The sequence below is a fragment of the Wolinella succinogenes DSM 1740 genome (assembly GCF_000196135.1).
In the GTDB taxonomy this organism is placed as follows: Bacteria; Campylobacterota; Campylobacteria; order Campylobacterales; family Helicobacteraceae; genus Wolinella; species Wolinella succinogenes.
Window position 1 is genome coordinate 419,858 of the sequence record NC_005090.1, and the last position, 18,092, is coordinate 437,949.

Sequence of the window (18,092 nt, forward strand, 5' to 3'; positions counted from 1 at the left end):
AAATCGCCAAAGAAAAATCACCAAGGAATCGCTCGCTCCATGGAGCGATTCTCTTGGGGGGTGGGGGAGAGAAGGGGGATGAGCGTGGGGGGAGGGAGTGGGGAGGCGGAGGAGCTTTGACTTGGCGTTATGGACAAGGGGAGGAGTTTTTGGCTAGGAGGATTGAGGGGGCGCTCCTCTTTGAGGTGGGATAGGGTGAGGTTGAGATTGTGGCGTGTTTGAGGGTCATCTCTATGTTTGAGGGCTCGCTCATAGGCCTCTAGGGCGAGGCGATACTCTTTGAGGTGGTAGTGAGCGTTGCCTTGATTGTGTTCTAGCGCATGGAGGAGGTCAGGATTTTTGGTTTGGATGCGCGCATAGAGGGTGATGGCCTCTTGGAAGCGATTTTGACGATAGAGCGTATTGGCGAGATTGTATTGGGCCTCTGGCGAGGGAGATTCTTGGAGGATAGTGCGATAGAGGGTTTCGGCCTCTAGGAAAGATTCTTCGAGATAGAGCCGCTCAGCCTCTTTGGCTTTAGGGTGTTCTAGGGCGCTGGAGGGAGTGGTGAGATTTAGAGCAAGAAGAATGATCAATATCTTAGAGAATCGAATCATAGGCAGAGGGATGAAGCCTAGGGCCAAAAGCCCTAGGGCTGCCCCAAGGAGATAGGGAAAAAGCTCCGTGCGAGGGTTTGAAATCCTCTTTGAGGGGGAAGAGAGGAGGGAGCGAAGATGGGCAAGATCGCTTTTGTCATAGGAGGCTTCAATGAATCCTTTAGAGGCGAGCGTTTGGAGGTGAGGATTGAGGGGGGTGCGAATGAGGGCACCCTGAAACGGAAACTCTCCCCCCTCTTTGGTGCCAATGGCATAGACCATCAAGGGGAGGGCATGGCGCTCAATAAAGGAGCGCTCCTCTTTGAGCTCTCCCTCGGCTCCATCGCTCACTAAGAGCACCAAAGAGGGCGTCAAAGAGCCTTGGAGTAGGGCATAGGCGCTCTCTAGGGCTAGGAGGAGGTTGGATTCTCTAGGCGGGGGAAGAGAGCTGGGGGTGAATCGTCGCCATAAAGAGCCAAGCGTGCGGAGCTCCTCGGTGAAGGGAGAGAGCATGAAGGAGTGGCGGGCAAAGACGATGAGGGCGACCTCGTGAGAGGATTCCATCCCCTCTAAAAGCTCCGCTAAGCGCTCTTTGGCAAAGAGCCATCGTGTGGGATAGAGATCGTTGGCTTCCATCGAAAGGGAGGCATCAAAGAGAATCACAAGGCGCTCTTTGGGCGATTCTTGGGTGGAGGAGGAGAGAGGAAGGATGGGTCTAGAGAGGGCAAGCAGCATACAGATAGCGCTTCCAAAGAGGCAGAGCCGCTGAATCTTCGGAGAGAAGAGGGCGCGTCTTAGCCTAAGCCGCTCTAGGGCTTTAGGGGAAAAGAAGCGCTCTAGGGGCTCTTTTTGATGGAGGAGAATCCAAAAAAAGAGGAGCAGGGGAGGGAGCATGAGCCAAAGAAAGAGCGGGTTTAGAATCTCCATGGAACTCCTTTGCTCCAAAGGGAATCAAGGCGGGGGCGATAGACCCAATAGAGCCATCCAAGCAGAGAGAGCAGAGAGAAGAAGAGCGGATAGATGTAGAGCTCCACTCCTTGTGTCAAGGAGGTTTGGCTTGGATGGGGGCGAAGAATCTCCAAAAGAGCCGCCCAAGAGGAGGGCTCTTGGGGGTGGATGAGCGCACCTCCGCTCTCTCTAGCGAGACGCTCTAGCTCCAAGGAGGCATCTTCAGGCTCTAAGAGTAGAGGATAGAGGGGGATGGAGCAGCTCTTTAAAGCCCCTAGGAGCTCTTCTAGTGAACTTCTAGAGGCATTTTCCAATCCATCGCTTAGTAAAAAGAGCTTGGGGTGCTCTAAAGAGCGGGAGGAGAGCGTAGAGATTCCTTCAAAAATGGCGTCATAAAGGGCGGTCGCCTTGCCCGCCTCTTTGGCTTTTAGGGTGTGCAAAAAGGCGATGATGGAGGGGATGTCGCGGCTAAGAGGCACCAGCGTCATGGCGTGCTCGCCAAAAATCACGATGGAGACGCTTCCCTTGGCGTGCTCTCTTAGGAGTGTTTCAAGAAGGGCCTTGGCCTTCTCAAGTCGGCTCTCTTCTCCTTGGGGGTGCGCCATCGAGGCGCTTGTGTCAATCAAAAAGACCCAAGAATCAGCACTCTTCTCTGGAGTGTTGGCTCCATAAGGGAGGATGGGTCTAGAGAGGGCTAGGAGCAAAAGAGCAAGGGTGCTAAAGAGGAGGATCTCTTGGATTGGGGCGTGCCTTGGGGCAATCTCAAAAAGTCGAGCACGAGGGAAGAGGAGCGCATCAGAGCGATTCTTAAAGAGTCGCCTCAAAAAGTAGAAAGGGAGGAGCAAAAGCCAGACCCAAGGGTAGAGGATGATCACTTGGCCATCTCCACAAAGACCCAAAACTCCTCCAATAAAGAAGCCTTGAGCGGCGGCACGCTGGCTCGATATTTGTGGGGTTCTAGCTGGTGCACCAGTTTCTCATAGCGCTCTTTGAGCTCTAATGAATCGCCTAGAATGAGGGCACCATAGCGGGAGAATCCATACGCAAAGCTCTTTGGCTTAGAGGGATCAAGCGCGCGCAAGGCCTCTAGCGCCCTCTCTTTTGGGTTTAGAGGGCGATGAAAGTAGCGCCAAAGGGCAAGAGAGAGCACCCCAAGAAACAGTAGAGCCAAAAGTAGCTCTCCTCCCTCTAGCCACGAAAGAGAGAGAGGGAGGGGCTGAAGCTCTTTGATGTCATATAGCATGGCGTGATTCTAGCGAAAAAGTGCCCCTGAACACTATAGTCAAACAGCAAGCATTTAGAGAGGTCGCGCTCAGGGTTATGTTGATTTATGGGGAGTTAACATGGAAAATTGAGTAAGATTCTATTTATCCAACTCGCTTGCAAGGCTCACCCATGAAAACCCTCACGATTATTGACACTTTTGGATTCCTCTTTCGCAGTTACTTTGCGCTTCCTCCGCTAAAGAGTCCTAGCGGATTCCCTACAGGGCTACTCATGGGCTTTGCCAATCTCATCGCCCAAATCGCTAAAGAGTATCGGAGCGACTACATCGTCTTTGCGCTTGATAGCAAGGAGGAGGGGATTAGAAAGGAGATTGATGCCAACTACAAAGCTCAGCGTCCTGATGTGCCTGAAGAGCTTTTAAAACAGCTTCCTGTGGCATTGGAGTGGATTGAGAAGATGGGCTTTAAGAACATCACGATTCCAGGCTATGAGGCGGATGATGTGATTGCCTCGGTCAACTATTTTGCCAACAGTCATGATGTTTTTGTGAAGATCATCAGCCATGACAAAGACCTCTATCAGCTTATTGATGGCAACACTTTCCTCTTTGATCCGCTCAAAAAGCAAGAGATCAGGGAGGAGCAGTGCATCGCTAAGTATGGCGTTTCGCCCGCTCAGTTTGTGGATTATCAGAGTTTGGTGGGCGATAGTGCGGACAATGTTCCGGGAGTGAAGGGAGTGGGAGCCAAGAGCGCGCAAAAATTGATTGAGAGCTTTGGAAGCTTGGAGGGGATTTATGAGCGCTTGGAGGAGGTTACACCAGAGCGCCTTAGGGGGCTTTTGGAGATGGGTCGTGAGGATGCCTATCGCAGTCGGGAGCTGGTGAGATTAAGGGAGCATCTTTTAGAGGATTTTGATCTAGAATCGTGCCGCTTTCCCTCGCTCCACCCCCTGCTCTCCATCAGCGGAGAGCTCATGGATTTGGGCATGAAGCGCGTGTTAGAGAAGATTCAAAAAGAGGGAGAGTGGATCGCTCCCTCGACCCCCTCCGCGCCTAAGTCTTCGCCCCTCAAAGGGAATTTTGTGCGCCGTACGGAGCTTGTCGATTCGACTAAGCGTCTAGAGGAGCTTCTCTCTTCGCTCACCCCCTCTAGTGTCGTGGCGTTTGACACAGAGACCGATTCGCTAGAGACAAGGAGTGCGAAGCTCGTTGGTTTCTCTTTTTCTCTAGAGGGAGAGGTGGGCTACTATGTCCCTGTGGCGCACTCCTATTTGGGTGCGGGGGATCAGGTGAGCCTAGAGGAGGCTAGAGGAGCGATTGAGAAGATTTTTAGTGCTCAGGTGGTGGGGCATAACCTCAAGTTTGACCTTGAGATTCTTCATGGGGCTTTAGGATTCTATCCCAAGGGGCGAATCGGAGATAGTATGATTTTGGCGTGGCTCCTTGATTCGGGTGCGCCTGTAGGGCTTGATTTTCAGATGAAGCGCTGGTTTGGTCACGAGATGATTCCCTTTGAAAAGATGGTCAAAAAGGGCGAGACTTTTGCACAGGTGGCGCTTGAAGAGGCAGCGGAGTATGCGGGAGAAGATGCTTTGGCGACCTATCGACTCTATTTTCGTCTAGAGGAGGAGCTCAAAAAGAGAGGATGCGAGTCGCTCCTGGGGCTGGCAGAGAGCTTGGAATTCCCCTTTATCCATACGCTCATCGAGATGGAAGAGCGAGGTATTCGGGTCGATACTGAGTTTTTTGCGCGCCTCAACGCTGAGGTGGAGGTGCGTATTAGAGAGCTAAGCGGTGAGGTTTTTGCCCATGCAGGAGGGGAGTTTAATCTCAACTCCACGCAGCAGCTAGGGGGCGTGCTCTTTGAGAAGCTCCACCTTCCCTCAGGGAAAAAGACCAAAACAGGCTATAGCACCGATGAAAAGGTGTTGAGCGAGCTTTTGGGGGTGCATCCTATCATTGAGCCCATCTTGGAATATCGGGAGCTTTTCAAACTCAAAAGCACCTATATTGAGCCGCTCACACGATTCGCCCTCCAAGATAAGAATCGAAGAATCTACACCTCATTCCTCCATACGGGCACCTCAACAGGGCGACTCAGCTCTAAAAATCCCAACCTCCAAAATATCCCTGTCAAAACCGAAGCAGGGCGCAAAATTCGTCAGGGATTTATTGCGAGTGAGGGGAATCTTCTCATTAGTCTGGACTATTCGCAGATTGAGCTAAGGCTTCTGGCGCACTTTTCGCAAGATCCCGCATTGGTGGCGGCCTTTAAGGCGGGAGCGGACATCCACTATGAGACGGCGAAAAAAATCTTTGGAGAAAGGGAGGCAAAAGCCCATCGAGGGATCGCCAAAACGATCAACTTTGGACTCATCTATGGCATGGGCTCGCGCAAACTCTCTGAAACGCTCCGCATTTCACCCAAAGAGGCCAAAGGCTACATCGATAGCTACTTCGCCTCGTTTCCCACGGTCAAATCGTTTCTCAAAGCCCAAGAGGAGTTTGCCCTAGAGCATGGCTACACCGAGACGCTTTTAGGGAGGAGACGCTATTTTGAGTTTCAACAGGCTCCAGAGTATCAAAAAGCGGCCTATTTGAGGGAGGCAGTCAACTGCATCTTCCAAGGGAGCGCAGCCGATCTCATTAAGCTGGCGATGAATGAGATCAGGCGACGATTCGCCCAAGAGGAATCGCTTTGGCTTTTGCTTCAAGTGCACGATGAGCTGATTTTTGAAGCTCCCAAAGAGCACGCGGAGGCACTAGCTAGAGAGCTTGCCTTGGTGATGGAGGGAATCCACCCTCTAAGAGTGCCCCTTCAATGCGGAATCTCGCTAGGAGAGCATTGGGGCGCGCTGAAATAGGGGATCATTTTTTAGAGTAGGAGTTTTGAATAGACAATGAATAAGGATTGGATAGAGTTTGGATTCGCCTTGGGGCGATTCTTGCTCTTTGCGTGCACGGCTGTGTTGGCTGTGGGGATTTTGATGTTAGATGTGGTGATCTTTGATTCTTCTTTGGGTGAAGCCTCTCTCACGGAAATCACTCAAGAGGCAGTTTTGGTGTTAATCATTGGGGTGCTCTACGCTCAGTCTAGGTTGGAAAACTACACTCGCGTGAGCCTTCTGATGGCGGGGTTTTTTGCCTGTATGCTGATTCGAGAGTTAGATTTTCTCTTTGATGAGTGGCGGCATGGCTCGTGGGTCTATTTTGCATTGGTGATAGCGATGATAGCCTCTTGCAAAGGCTTTTTGGATGCCCCTAGGGCTTGGAAGGAGCTCGCTGAATACACCAAAACTCAAGAGTATGAGATGCTCTCTATGGGATTGATGGCTATTTTGGTGCTTTCGAGGCTTTTTGGAATGGGGATTTTGTGGCAAGCTATCCTGGAAGAGGGGTACGCTAGAGTGGCAAAGAATAGCGTGGAAGAGGGATTGGAGCTTTGGGGTTATCTGCTTGCTCTAGTGGCGGTGCTCCGCCACTATGTTCGAGTCTCTAAAGATCACTCCTCCTGATGTAAAACATCAAGCGTCTTTTCGTAGGCTTGAAGCTTCTCTAGTTCTTCATTGAGCGCGAGGGTGAGCATGGATTGAGAGTGAATCTCTTTGGAGACGCTCTGGCTCTCATCCGCGAGGCGTTTCATATCCTCTCCCAGGGAGCCACTCTTAGAAGAGACCTCCAGGAGGCTTTGGCTCACTTGCTTCATACTCTCTCCCATCCCCTCGACTGCTTGAACGATCGTATTGACCGAGACATGCGTCTCGCCAAGGCTCTTTTGGGTGCGCTCAGCTAGCTTCCTCACCTCATCGGCCACTACGGCAAATCCCCTGCCATGCTCGCCCGCTCTAGCGGCTTCGATGGCGGCATTGAGCGCGAGGAGGTTGGTCTGATCGGCAATATCTGAAATCACACCCATGACCGCGCGAATATCGCGCACATTGTTGATGAGTGAGTGAACCTCTTGAGCGAGATCGGAATTTTTGGCACTCCCCCTCTCAATGCTTTGGGCAAAAAGTGAAAACTCCTCCTCGACCCTAGAGAGTGATTCTTGGATGGTTTCAATGGAGCCCACCGCGTCTTGGAGGGTTTTGCCAATGCCTTGCATGATGGGCATTCCCTTTTTGATTCGGGCTAGCATTGCCTGATTGACTCGATCAATCATCGTTTGGCGATTGATTTTCCGCAAGAGAAAGTAGCTCTTAAAGCCAGCGTATTTTTGGACGAATCGATCCACATACTCATCACCAAAGGGCTGATCTTCCACGCGATAAAAAAAGATCGCCGTGAGGGTTTGATTGATATTCACCCCAAGCAGCTCCCCAAAGGTGGAGAATCCAGCCACAGGAAATCCTTTAAAAGAATCGAGTCGGTGAATCTCTTCGCTGTTGCAGAGACGGCGTAGAATGCAGTCGTTGAAGATAGCACCTAGGGGCTTGGGCTTGTTTTGGCAAAAGAGCTCGAAATCCTTGCGTGTGCTTTTGATCAAGCTGCTCTTCTCCAAAAGCCAAAGTTCCTCCCCTGCCTCTAGATCGCAGTAGAAGTGGAGGGTCTCGTTTTTGGGGTCGATGGAAGCCATGGAGCGAATATAGACCTCGCCATCAATCTCGATTCCAAAGGTGTAGTTGGCGAGCTTAGAGGAGAGCTCATCGCTAGAGCATTTGAAGTGATTGCAGAGGGCTGAGACGGCGCCAATGCCCGTGTGCTCTTTGGGATCCATGAAGGCGCTCACGGTGCGCTGAATGGGGTGGGCAGAGAGGACAGTGAAGGAGGCGGAGGTTTTTTGGAAGTTTTGGCTTTTGAAAACCCCGAATCGATAGCCAGGAGCAAGTTTGATAAAGGCGATGATGGCGTGGTGACGCAGGCTCTTTTATCCATCATAAATGTAGGTGTTTTGGAAGTCAAGCTTTCCGCCCGCACTCCCTCCGACAAGGAGGCAAGGGAAGCTCCCGCTTTGATAGATAGCTTCCATAAAGAAACTCTCGCTGCGGCTAAGTCCATCAATGAGCGTGTAGCCTAGCGTGTCTTCGTGATGAATTTTGAAAGGAACCTTGATCTTTTGAATCTCTTGAGTGATTCGTTGAATCTTTTGAGCAACGGGGAATCCTTTTTGGTCGATATCCTCGCTAAAAAGGGGAATGGAGGCAACAAAAATATCACTTAAAATCGACTCAGAGAAGAGGAGCAGGACGATCTTCTTGGAATCATCTCGCGAGTAGAGAGAGGAGAGGGATTTCTCTCCATCTAGTGTGCAGAGCTCACCAGCAGTGCTAGAGAGGATAAGGGGCGTCTCTAAGCCGATGGCTTGGTGGAGCTTGGAGGCGGTGGTGGCAAAATCAAGATCAGGAGAGAGAAAACCAAAGATGGCCTTCGGAGAGAAAGGGAAACGCTCGGTGATTCCCTTGATCTCTTCTGCTCCTAGAGTGAGCGTAATGATCTCTTGGGGGAGGTGAGAGTGATTCTCTATTTTTGATGTAGAGTTAAAAAAGCTAAACATTACAAACCCCTTGGTGATTTTTATTTTCCTTGTGTGTTACTTCTGTTATGGCATCTCTAAGGGGGCTTAAAATGCAAGTTTGAATGAGAAATGCCGCTTTATGGGGTTTGTGTCTGTTGCAAAAAAGAGGAAAATGAAGCGTTTGGTTTTATTTAGCCCTTGAGCCTTACTTCTTCTTTGTTGGCGATAGCCCCAAGGAACTCTTGCGTGATCTCGCTTCGCACCTGCATGATGTCTCGGTAGGGGGAGACAAACCACATCTGCATCCGAATCGCCTTTTTTTCGTTCTCCACGGTGAAGTGAATTTGGGGTTTAAAGTCAACATGGCGTAGATCATATTTGGCGCGAAGCGAGCCATACTGTTTTTTGCCAAGCTCAATATAGCGCCCTGTTCGATCGTAGATCACCTCTAGTGCGATCTTTTGGGCGAGAGCGAGATCACTGCTTGGATCTAGATCAATCTCGATGAGGTCATAGAGGGTTTTCATATTTTCATGGGTGTAGTTGAAGATGAAGTGGTTGAAAACATAGTGGTTGGGGATGAAGACGATTCTTCCTGCACGCTTGAGCTCTTGAGCGGTGGTATGGTTGATCCCCTCATAAAGGACGATTTTGTTAGTGGTGATAGCGATGATATCGCCAATCACTGGGCGTGTCTCGTGATAGAGGAGGATACGATCCCCCACTTTGATCAATCCAGAGAAGCTGAGATAAAACCAGGCAATGAAATTCTGCACCACCTCCTTGAGGGAGACAACCAAGCCAGCACCCACAAAGCCCAAAAAGGTGAGCCCATAGAGGATATTGTCAGAGAAGGTGAAGATCACGACTAGAATCACCGAGAGAATGAAGAGAATATTGATGGTTTTAAGAATCCCAAAGCGTCTCTCATCGTCATGCACATGGCGAGTTACAAGGCGGCGCGTGAAGTAGATGAGGGCAAAGACGCCCAAGAGGAGAAGAATCGTGATCTCAATCTTGGGAAGCTCAGTCCCTCGATACTCTTCCACGCTTTTGTAGAGGCGATTTTCATAGAGTTTGAGCTTGTCCCCTAGGCCAAAAACAATATCCTGAGAGCTCTCTAGGTAGGCGAGATCATCATTGAGGGTGAAGATGAATCGCTCAATCTCGCGCTCCTCCTCTTGGTCGTGCGATTCTTCTAGAAGGGCAAGCGTGCGGCGTTTGTACTCCTTGATGTAGTCAATCGCCCCCTCGTAGTCGCTCTTGATGCTGGCGTAGAGTTTTTGGTATTTATGAATCTCTTTTTCATAACTCTTGGTGAGATAGCTAAAGAGGTTCATGGAGGCGATACCCTCTGCTTCAAGAGGGAGGCGCAGGATATCGGTGAAGCTCTTTTCGAAATTACTATAGAGCTCAAGTTTTGATTTGAGAGTGTCAAGGCGCAAGTTGCTATCCACTCTCTGTTTGCGGCTCAAGCCCCCTTGCTTGAGCTTGTCCTCTAAAATCTGAATCTCTAAAAGAATCTCTTGGTAGTTTTTGATGTTTTTATAGGCGCTTAGCCAGATATTTTTCTCGTCTAGATAGTGAGCTTGAAGTCCTTTCAGCTTTTGTGAAACCGAAGGTTCACTCAAAGGAGCGGGGGGTGGGGTCGGCTCAGCATAGAGGTGGAGCCAAGAGAGACACAAGAGGAAGAGGAGGGATAGAGGCTTAGGCAAAGTGAACCTTGGAGAGTTTTTTGATTGACTGGAAGATTCCCTCAAAGTCAACCCCATAAATCCTAGAATCGCCAATGGCGGTGATGAAGTTGGTGTCTCCGCTCCATCGTGGAACGAGGTGGAGGTGGAGGTGATCGGGAATCCCTGCGCCACCACTTCGTTTGATGTTGATTCCATAGTTGACCCCATGTGCTCCAAAAGCCTCCAAGAGGGCAACGCCTTTTTGGGCTAGGCGGCTTAGATGGAGCCATGATTCTTCAGAGAGGAGAGTGGGGGTGTCCACATGGGCGTGAGGGATGATCATGAAGTGCCCTGGTGTGTAGGGAAATTTGTTCATCACGGCCAAGCAGAGATCATCTCGGTAGAAGACTTTGTGCTCCTCATCTTGATGGGGGGTTTCGCTGAGGTGGCAAAAGACGCACCCTTTGATCTTCTCCTCGCCAAAATAGGCGCTTCTCCATGGGGCGTAGATCGTCTCCATTGCCGCTCTCCTTTCTAGGGTTTAGATATAACTTGGTGCATCGTTGGCAAAAAGGATTAAATCCCCTTCGCGAGTGGTGGCTTTGAGTACCTCCTCAAGCGCTTCCTTCTCTTTCACGACCACTTTTTGCGGTTTTTGGATGTGAGCGGAGAGGGTCTTGAGATTGAGCTCACCCGTGAGGATGGCAATATCAAAGGTCTCATTGATGGCTTGGGCTAAAGTGGTGTTGGCTTCCTCGGTGCTCTCTACAAGTCCAGGGGTGACGATCACCTTGCGTCCGTAGTAGAGTGAGGAGAGGCGGATGGCCTCTAGCATCCCTTCAAGATTTCCATTGAAGCTATCATCTAAAATCAATTTTAAATTGACCTCCATCTTTTGGAGGCGATGGGGGATGGGCTTGAGGCGAGCCACTTGGCGTTGAATCTTTTCAATAGGGATTCCAAGGCGGAGCGCCACAAGGATGGCTGCGGAGATGTTGGTCACATTAAATTCCCCCAAAACCTCGGTTTCAAAAGGATAAAATTGACCTTCGATGAGCATTTCAAAGGAAGTGCCTTTGAGAGTGGCCTTGATGTTTCGTGTTTCCGTAGGGAAAGAGGTCGCTTTGATTCCAGAGGGGGGCGTGTTTCCCTCGTAGGAAAAGAGCTCTTTGAGGCGGGGGCTTTGGGCAAGCTCAAATTTGGTTTCGCGTACATTCTCTAGCGTCCTAAAATACTCCATGTGCTGTTCGCCCACTTTGCCTACGATTCCGTAGTGGTGCTCCAAAAGCACCCCGATCTCTTTGATATCTCCCCTAGTGCGTGCGCCCGCCTCAGCGATGTAGATGTCGCTTAGGGGTGAGAGATTTTCATTGATATCTGCCACGATTCCTGCGAAGGTGTTGACACTCCTAGGCGAAGCGTGAACCTTGAAATTATCATTGAGGATCTGGGCTAAGAAATTTTTGAGACTGGTTTTTCCATAGCTTCCCGTGATGGCAATAATCGTGAGATTGGGCATGGAGGCGAGCTTGTCTTTGGCGGCCGTGGCGTAGCGATTGAGTAGCACCCTCTCTAGCACATAGGTGATGAGAATCGTGAAGAAAAGCGGGAAGAGGTAGAGAACCTTGTCGCACTCTCCCCCTGTGGTGGTGCAAAGAAGCTCGCTAAAGAGCATGAATCCTGCATAGATGGCAAAGAATCGTTTCACTCGCCCCGTGAAGATGAGTGGCTTATCCAGCTTCTTTGCCCATAGCATCACTCCGGGAAGCTGGGCGACATAGAGGTAGATATAGAAATAGTCTCCAAGGAGGAAGAAGAAGAGAATCGGCATAAAGAAGTAGAGGATATGCCATCTCCACTTGTGGTGTTTGAAAAAGACACGCTCTATCTTGTAGCTATACCACTGGAGATTGGTGAGGAGATAGTAGCCAATGGAGAGGAGAAAAAGCCAACGCGAGATGACCTTGAAGAGCTCTAAAGTTTCCACATGCACCCCTAGTAAAGAATCTCAAAGCCCTCTAGAGGGCGAGATTCCACCTCGGAGGCTTCAATCGCCTCAACTTTCGAGCGCAGGGGACCTTGGTGGAGTGCCTTAATAAAAGGCTCATATTGGCTCTCCTCTAGGGTACAGAGCGCCTCGACGCTTCCATCTTCCATGTTGCGCACATGACCTTTGAGTCCCATCTCTTGGGCGACTCTTTGGGTGAATTTTCGATAACCCACCCCTTGGACTTTGCCAGTGATCTTGAAATGATAGGTTTTCAATGCGATTCCTTTCTTCACGATTCCTTCGATGAGAGTGGCTTGGTTGAGAAAAAAGTAGTGATCCCCCTCTAAAGGGAAAAGGGTGGCTCTAGGCATCAAAGAGGCGATTTTGCATCCGCACTCCAGTGGCGTGGCGCGATCCTCTTTGCCCCAAAAGAGAAACCCAAGGGAGCGCGATTCTCTAAAGTGGGGAGAAAAATCCTCATCCACGACATTTTTAAAAGTCTCATACATATTTTGGGGCATCCCCTTGGCGTCTTCGCTCCTTAGTCTTTCGGTGAGCACTCCCCCTAAGAGGGGCTTGGCAATTTTAGCCAGAGCGATTTTGCTTTTGATTTTAAGGGATTTAGGAAGAAGAATCCCCGCACTGCTGAGCAGGATGAGGTTTTGGGGGGATAAAAGAGTGGCGACTTTGCCGCCAAAGCTATGCCCCGCGATAAAATCCCCTTTAAAGCCCACCTCGCTAAGGAAAGCTTGCGTGATCTTGGCATAATCCCTAGTGGCGAGAACTAACTCATTAGGAGTGCCCCCAAAGCCCGGCAGATCAAGATAGAGATGGCGAAAATCAGCAAAGGATCGCCCAAAGGCCTGCTTCATGATCTCTTTGTTGCTACCCCACCCGTGTAAAAAGAGAATATCCCTAGGGGCACTTGGATTTAAAATCTCATAAGAGAGAGGAAAGGTCGCCTCGCCATAGCGAATCTCTTTTTGCGCCACTACTTGCCTTTGGCTTTTTGGATTTGATGGATGTAGCGGTAGTCGATCTTGATGCCCCGCTCTTTGGGCAGGTTGTGGGCGAGAGATTGAAGAATCTTGGGGAAATCTTCAAAGAGATAGTTGGCTAGGCTGCCGGGGATAGGGTTGATCTCATTGAGAAACACCTCTTGATTTTGCACAAAGAAATCGCAACGGATGAGGCTTCCCTCGAACGAGTCATCATAGAGCTTGATGAACGCCTCTTTAAGCAGTCGCTCGCTCGCCTCGGAGAGATCGGCTTTGAGGAGTTTTTGGGTGCGAGAGAAGTCGAGATACTTCTTGTCAAAGTCGAGAAACTCTTTCTTTTGGGGCTCCTCAATGATGGAGAAGTGATACTCGCCATTGATTTTGCACCCCGCGAGATTGTACTCTTTGATTCCCTGCATAAAGGGCTCCAAAAGAGCAGCCTCGTCAAACTCAAAGGCCACATCTAGGGCATAATCGAGCTCTTGGCGATTTTTCGCGATGCTCACGCCAATAGAGCTCCCTAGGCGCAAGGGTTTAACAATCAAGGGGAACTCATTGCCAAACTCACGCTTCTCATTTTTTCGAGCCAGAAGATAGGGGAGGGTCTTCACGCCACGCTCTTTGGCATAAAGCTTGGTGAGGTGTTTATTGAAGCTCATCACGCTCGCTTCGATTCGAGGGCCAATGAAGGGAATACGGAAAAACTCTAGAAGGGAGGCGAGTTTTCCATCTTCGCCATCGCCCCCATGGATGAGATTGAGTGCCGTATCAAAAGGAACCCTCTTCTCGCCCCAAAGCCCTTTAGCATAGAAGCCTCCAGGGCGCAAAAAGAGCTTGGGGTTTTTCTTGTAGATCCCATCGGCAAAGTGCTTGGAGCGCATCTCGCTCGCAGGAATCCAATAGAAGTCACGATTCCCATCCACGAAGATGAAATGCTCTAAAGCGGGAAGAATTTTTTTGAGTGAAATGGCGCTGACAATGCTGATTTCGTGCTCATAGCTTGCGCCACCAAAAATCACGGCTAGATTCAAGGCGATACCTTTACGAAGAGGAGATGGTTATTTGGAGGAAATTGTAACAGAGATTTGCTTGAAAACTTCGATATGATTTCGCCAAACGAGTCCAAAAAGGGAGAAAGAAATGGAAAAACTCACCCCGCTTAAAGGCAAAGACGCTCCCCTAGAGAGGACGCTAGAGGTGATTAAAGAGGCCTTAGGGAAGGCAGGATTCGAGATTATTGAGAAAGAGTGCGCCAATCCCCTCTCAGAGCTCTTTTGGGTCTTTATTCAGGATAAGAATCACCCCTCCTTTTTTAGCAATGGCAAAGGCTACTCCAAAAAAGCGGCGCTTGCCTCGGCGTATGCAGAGTTTGCGGAGCGTGCTTTTAGTGGATTTTTCTTTCAGGAGCTCTATTTGGGCGATGAAGAGGGAATCTATCTAGCCAAAGATGAAGTTTTGGCTCGCTCCATTGCTGAGGTGCTCAATCCCAAGTGGAGGCGATTTTATTCCATGGAGGGGTCGCTTGGCTCTAGAGGGTGGATCGATTTTCAAACCTCTCATCAAGACCACATTTTAGCCCTTCCTTTTAAGCGATTGGGAGGAGAAGAGGGTCTGCTTTTTCCCCAAGCGCTTTTGCATAATCTCTATGCCAGCAATGGAATCGCCGCAGGCAACACACTCCAAGAAGCACTCGTGCAGGCGATCTCAGAGGTGATCGAGCGAGCGGTGCGCTTTGAAGTGATTGCTAAGGGATACGCTCTCCCTGATATTCCCATGGAGGTTTTGGCTCAACACAAAGAGGCGTGTTCTGTAGTGGAAGCGCTTCAAGGGCTTGGCTATGAAGTGAGACTCAAAGATGCCTCTTTGGGGCGTTCTTGGCCTGTGGTGGTGGCTCTTTTGATTAACCCCAAAGACGCGGGGGCGATGCTGCTTTTTGGGGCTCATCCCAATTTTGAGGTTGCTCTTTTGCGCACGCTTAGCGAGTTGCTTCAAGGTCGCGACCCCCATCGAGGATTTAAAGGGCTAGAGATTCCCGCTTTAGAGGTGGAGGAGTGCGCTGATTCGAGGAATCTAGAATCACACTTTATCAACTCCACGGGCAAGATTCCATGGAGGATTTTGGAGGAGAAGAGCGATTTTGCCTTTGAACCTTGGGGCGTAGAGGGGGACAGAGAGGCGGAGCTTGAATACTTGGCGAGGCTTTTGGAGCGCTTTGGATTGGAGGTGTTCTATAAAGACCATAGCCGACTAGGATTTTTTGTCGTGCGTGTAGTGATTCCCTCTTTCTCGGAGGTCTATCCACTGGAAGACATGAAGGAGGCCAACATGAATGAGGGGAAATTTTTCCGCGCTAAGGTGTTGGCGTGGGAGAGCCTAGAGGGTGAGGCGCTAGGGGCGCTTTTGGACGATCTGGAAGAGGTAGAGGATCATCGAGGAATTGAGGAGTTTTTAGGGATTGAGCTTCAAGAGAGGAGCTATCTTAAGGGGGCAATGATGGGGGAGTTTAAGATTCTAGTCGCGCTCTATTTAGGAGAAAGAGGGTATGCGCTAGAGGGAGTGAGGTGGGTACTGGAGGGGCTCGATCGAGCCCATCGGCGCTTTGTGGATTATGCGCTTTTGGAGCGGGTGCTAAGCTCCAAGGCCCCCCTTAAAGCCAAAGGAATCTTTCCCGAAGATTCGATTAAAAGGGTAGAGGGATGGCTCAAAGGAGAGCGAGAACCCCTCTTTATTGACCTCTCTAAAGCAGGGCTAGCTAGAAGAATCGCCACGCTTTAGCGGAGGGTCTGGAGCTTTTTGAGGGCCTCTTTGATGATCTCTTGAGTTGTGGTGGCTTGGATGTTTTGGAGGGCTTTGGCGATGAGCTCGCTCTTAAAGCCAAGTGATTCAAGCGCGAGCCTTGATTCTTCAAAAACAGGAGGCGTGGAGGCTTTGGAACCCTCTTGGAGCGAGAGGGAGAAACCTGCAAGCTCGACCATGATTCTTCCCGCACTCTTGGGCCCAATCCCTGGAACGCGCTGGAGGGCTTTCACGTCTTGAGCTTGGATGATTTGAGCAAAGGTGGGGGGAGTGTAGGTGGAGAGAATCGCTAAGGCTGCCTTAGGACCCACTCCATTAATCTTGATAAGAGTGTCAAAAACTCTCTTCTCTGCCTCCTCGGCAAATCCATAGAGCGACCAAGCCTCCTCGCGGATGAGGTGGGTGATGAGGAGTCTTGCCTCTTTTTCACCCAAAGCAGCGCTGGTGTGAATGGAGATGAAAATCTCATAGGTCACACCCCCCACTTCAAGCCAGAGCCTCGTGGGCTCTTTTTTTTCAATATTTCCTTTGAGTGCGACGATCAAGGGACTCCTTTTTGGTTGAGAATGGATTGTTGGTGCTCATCAAGTCGAAGAAGCCCATGGTGGATGGAGGTTTTGGGGGCGATAAAGAGATCTTTGGGAGGAAGAAGAAGCTTGAAACGCACCTCGTTGTAGCCCTTCCAGCCATTTTTGCTCCAAATATAGGAGGCAAGCGTAGGGGCTTGGAGCGATAGAATCTCTTCGCTTAGGGCGTGACGCTCTCCTTGAAGCTTCTCTATCTCCTCTTTGTGGGCTTGGGTGTATTTGAGGAGATTGATGTAGCTTTTGAGTTTCTCTTGGAGATAGGCAGGGGTGCCAACTCCCTCCTGGCGATTGAGATCGATCATCGCTTTGATCTTGGTGGCTAGAGGACGAAGCGCCTTGATCTCTTTGGCCTCTTCGTTGAACTTTTTGATCTTGGTTTTAAGGGCAGCGCTCAGCTCTTCGAAAGAGCGAAGGAGGGTGGCGAGTCGTGATTGGATTTTGGGATTGGCCTCAGGGGTGAGGGTGAATTTATTATCCTCGCCCATGATTTCAAAGATTTCAATCTTTTCGGAGGCAAAGGCCTGAAGATTAGAGTGAAGGAATCGAATCGAGATCTCCTTAGCATAAACCTTTCCGCCATGAGCGTGTTCAATGTGCACCTTTTGCGCCCTAATAATCCCCGCCTCTAGACGCATCACCTTCACCTCGTCGGCCTCTACCCACCCTTTGTGCGCCTCGATAGAGGCGGATTGAGCGTGGATTTTAGAGGTTTGGTGGGTTTGGCCTGAGATGGTCACTCTATTGGCCCTAATCTCCGAGCCACTCCCGATATTTCCTGCGATTTCCACCTCGCCCGCTTCGATTTTAGCCCCATCGCCCAGCGCCTCTTTGAGGTAGTGATTCTCTTTAACCACCACCGATGTAGGGGCATCTAGCCCCCCTAAAAGAGAGCCTGTGGTCTTGATATCTACCTCTTCGATTTCGATCTTTTGGGTGATAGAGAGGCGATACTCTTCAAAGAGGAGGTAGCCCGATTCTTTGGCGTAATAGTTGATCTTATTCCCTTCATCACGCTCCTCTATGCTCTCATCAATTCGGAGGGGATTTTGGGCACTTGCGCTTGGCTCTTTAGGGGGGATGTAGTTGCCTAGGCAGTCGCGTCCAGCGCCTCCTTTTTGAGGTTTGAGAAAGGTGGCTAGGAGCATTTCCTCTTTGATCGTAGGGAATCGCCCCTGCAGAGCGGGATCCTCTTGGAAGTGCAAAATCAAAGTTGCCTCAACGCAACGCCCCCCTCCTGCGCTTTGGGCAAGAAGAATCTCATAATCTTTATCTAAAAAAGGGAGATTTTGAAGCTCTTTGAGAAGGGAGGCGATTCTCTCCCTCTCTTTGGCTTCCTGGCGAAAGAGAACGCGCATGATCGCCTTTTGGGCCCTCACTCTCTCAAAAAGCTCTTCCAAAAAAACAGCATTGTAGGTGATTTGGGAGCCTTTGTGAAGCGTTAAAAAAAGCTCTCTGAAATCCTCTCCAAGGCGCAGAGAGAAGGAGTATTTCCGCTCTTTTTGCGGTTCGATGATGATGGCAAAGCGCTGGCGAATCTCCACATCAGGTCGCGAGAGGAACTCTTCATCCTCTAAAAATCCAAGCTCGCTCTCTTTAAGCTCCTCAAAGTGGGGCTTCCCCTCGCTTTTGAGAAAATAGAAGACCTCTTGGAGTTTGACCTCCAAAAGAGCAGGGGTGATCTTGCGATCTTGCGCGATCTTCTCTAGCTCTTTTTGAGGTTCTTCGCAATCAGCGATAAAGAGGGGTTGAAAGGTGAGAATCTTGGCTTTGTCGCCCATTTTTACCCTTAGGATGTTGTAATTTCTCTTCGGATACAATTCTCCAAGAATCACGGATTTG

General features: G+C 50.0%; 15 protein-coding genes. 3 read left to right on the forward strand and 12 right to left on the reverse strand.

Translation table 11 applies throughout. From position 1 onward, the window contains the following. Window positions 1–17: 17 nt before the first annotated feature. The 3 genes from WS_RS02095 to WS_RS02105 are packed head-to-tail and all read right to left on the reverse strand — an operon-like array spanning window position 18 to window position 2,766. The gene (locus WS_RS02095) at window positions 18–1,502 is read right to left on the reverse strand and encodes a vWA domain-containing protein (protein WP_011138369.1); all 1,485 of its coding nucleotides are present in this window, start codon (window positions 1,500–1,502) and stop codon (window positions 18–20) included. Then, complete coding sequence (locus WS_RS02100; protein ID WP_011138370.1) at window positions 1,490–2,398, reverse strand: vWA domain-containing protein; 909 nt, start codon at window positions 2,396–2,398, stop codon at window positions 1,490–1,492. Before WS_RS02100 ends, WS_RS02095 begins: the two co-directional genes overlap by 13 nt. Next, the gene (locus WS_RS02105) at window positions 2,395–2,766 is read right to left on the reverse strand and encodes a hypothetical protein (RefSeq protein WP_041571696.1); all 372 of its coding nucleotides are present in this window, start codon (window positions 2,764–2,766) and stop codon (window positions 2,395–2,397) included. Before WS_RS02105 ends, WS_RS02100 begins: the two co-directional genes overlap by 4 nt. A 152-nt stretch (window positions 2,767–2,918) precedes the next feature. On the opposite strand from WS_RS02105, the gene polA reads away from it, so the two are divergent. Both polA and WS_RS02115 read left to right on the forward strand, forming a co-directional pair. Next, window positions 2,919–5,615 carry a DNA polymerase I gene (polA, locus tag WS_RS02110; RefSeq protein ID WP_011138372.1) on the forward strand — a complete coding sequence of 899 codons (2,697 nt, stop codon included), beginning with the start codon at window positions 2,919–2,921 and terminating at the stop codon, window positions 5,613–5,615. A 36-nt stretch (window positions 5,616–5,651) separates the two neighbouring features. After that, window positions 5,652–6,266 (forward strand): hypothetical protein, encoded by a 615-nt coding sequence (locus WS_RS02115; protein WP_011138373.1) that lies wholly within the window; start codon window positions 5,652–5,654, stop codon window positions 6,264–6,266. Here WS_RS02115 and WS_RS11100 read toward each other — a convergent pair. From WS_RS11100 to WS_RS02145, 7 genes are all read right to left on the reverse strand, one after another. Continuing rightward, entirely contained in the window at window positions 6,254–7,468 is a 1,215-nt protein-coding gene (locus WS_RS11100; protein ID WP_049770619.1) for a methyl-accepting chemotaxis protein, read from the reverse strand. The genes WS_RS02115 and WS_RS11100 overlap by 13 nt on opposite strands. A gap of 150 nt (window positions 7,469–7,618) precedes the next feature. Then, window positions 7,619–8,245 carry an FIST N-terminal domain-containing protein gene (locus WS_RS11105; protein WP_011138375.1) on the reverse strand — a complete coding sequence of 209 codons (627 nt, stop codon included), beginning with the start codon at window positions 8,243–8,245 and terminating at the stop codon, window positions 7,619–7,621. Window positions 8,246–8,397: 152 nt separating this feature from the next. Next, window positions 8,398–9,921, reverse strand: coding sequence for a mechanosensitive ion channel family protein (locus WS_RS02125; RefSeq protein ID WP_011138376.1), 1,524 nt, complete (start codon window positions 9,919–9,921; stop codon window positions 8,398–8,400). Next, window positions 9,914–10,402 (reverse strand): HIT family protein, encoded by a 489-nt coding sequence (locus WS_RS02130; RefSeq protein ID WP_011138377.1) that lies wholly within the window; start codon window positions 10,400–10,402, stop codon window positions 9,914–9,916. The genes WS_RS02125 and WS_RS02130 overlap by 8 nt, the downstream gene beginning before the upstream one ends. Before the next feature lie 21 nt (window positions 10,403–10,423). Beyond that, the gene (locus WS_RS02135) at window positions 10,424–11,869 is read right to left on the reverse strand and encodes a Mur ligase family protein (RefSeq protein WP_011138378.1); all 1,446 of its coding nucleotides are present in this window, start codon (window positions 11,867–11,869) and stop codon (window positions 10,424–10,426) included. Window positions 11,870–11,877: 8 nt separating this feature from the next. Further along, window positions 11,878–12,864 (reverse strand): alpha/beta fold hydrolase, encoded by a 987-nt coding sequence (locus tag WS_RS02140; protein ID WP_011138379.1) that lies wholly within the window; start codon window positions 12,862–12,864, stop codon window positions 11,878–11,880. Next, on the reverse strand, window positions 12,864–13,901 hold the full coding sequence (locus WS_RS02145) for a D-alanine--D-alanine ligase (RefSeq protein WP_011138380.1): 1,038 nt from the start codon (window positions 13,899–13,901) through the stop codon (window positions 12,864–12,866). Before WS_RS02145 ends, WS_RS02140 begins: the two co-directional genes overlap by 1 nt. 109 nt (window positions 13,902–14,010) lie before the next feature. Between WS_RS02145 and WS_RS02150 the strand changes: the two genes are divergently transcribed. After that, on the forward strand, window positions 14,011–15,645 hold the full coding sequence (locus tag WS_RS02150) for a YcaO-like family protein (RefSeq protein WP_011138381.1): 1,635 nt from the start codon (window positions 14,011–14,013) through the stop codon (window positions 15,643–15,645). Here the strand turns inward: WS_RS02150 and ruvA are convergent. Together ruvA and WS_RS02160 are read right to left on the reverse strand one after the other, a co-directional pair. Then, window positions 15,642–16,211, reverse strand: coding sequence for a Holliday junction branch migration protein RuvA (gene ruvA / locus WS_RS02155; RefSeq protein ID WP_011138382.1), 570 nt, complete (start codon window positions 16,209–16,211; stop codon window positions 15,642–15,644). The two genes, WS_RS02150 and ruvA, sit on opposite strands and share 4 nt — an antisense overlap. Continuing rightward, the gene (locus WS_RS02160; protein WP_011138383.1) at window positions 16,208–18,031 is read right to left on the reverse strand and encodes a FapA family protein; all 1,824 of its coding nucleotides are present in this window, start codon (window positions 18,029–18,031) and stop codon (window positions 16,208–16,210) included. Before WS_RS02160 ends, ruvA begins: the two co-directional genes overlap by 4 nt. Window positions 18,032–18,092: the final 61 nt, after the last annotated feature.

Bases quoted from the DNA above. Each gene is read 5' to 3' on its own strand.
- WS_RS02130 (WP_011138377.1), bottom strand. From the start codon at position 10,402: ATGGAGACGATCTACGCCCCATGGAGAAGCGCCTATTTTGGCGAGGAG.
- WS_RS11100 (WP_049770619.1), bottom strand. From the start codon at position 7,468: ATGGATCCCAAAGAGCACACGGGCATTGGCGCCGTCTCAGCCCTCTGC.
- WS_RS11105 (WP_011138375.1), bottom strand. From the start codon at position 8,245: ATGTTTAGCTTTTTTAACTCTACATCAAAAATAGAGAATCACTCTCAC.
- polA (WP_011138372.1), top strand. From the start codon at position 2,919: ATGAAAACCCTCACGATTATTGACACTTTTGGATTCCTCTTTCGCAGT.
- WS_RS02160 (WP_011138383.1), bottom strand. From the start codon at position 18,031: ATGGGCGACAAAGCCAAGATTCTCACCTTTCAACCCCTCTTTATCGCT.
- WS_RS02095 (WP_011138369.1), bottom strand. From the start codon at position 1,502: ATGGAGATTCTAAACCCGCTCTTTCTTTGGCTCATGCTCCCTCCCCTG.
- WS_RS02115 (WP_011138373.1), top strand. From the start codon at position 5,652: ATGAATAAGGATTGGATAGAGTTTGGATTCGCCTTGGGGCGATTCTTG.
- WS_RS02150 (WP_011138381.1), top strand. From the start codon at position 14,011: ATGGAAAAACTCACCCCGCTTAAAGGCAAAGACGCTCCCCTAGAGAGG.
- WS_RS02105 (WP_041571696.1), bottom strand. From the start codon at position 2,766: ATGCTATATGACATCAAAGAGCTTCAGCCCCTCCCTCTCTCTCTTTCG.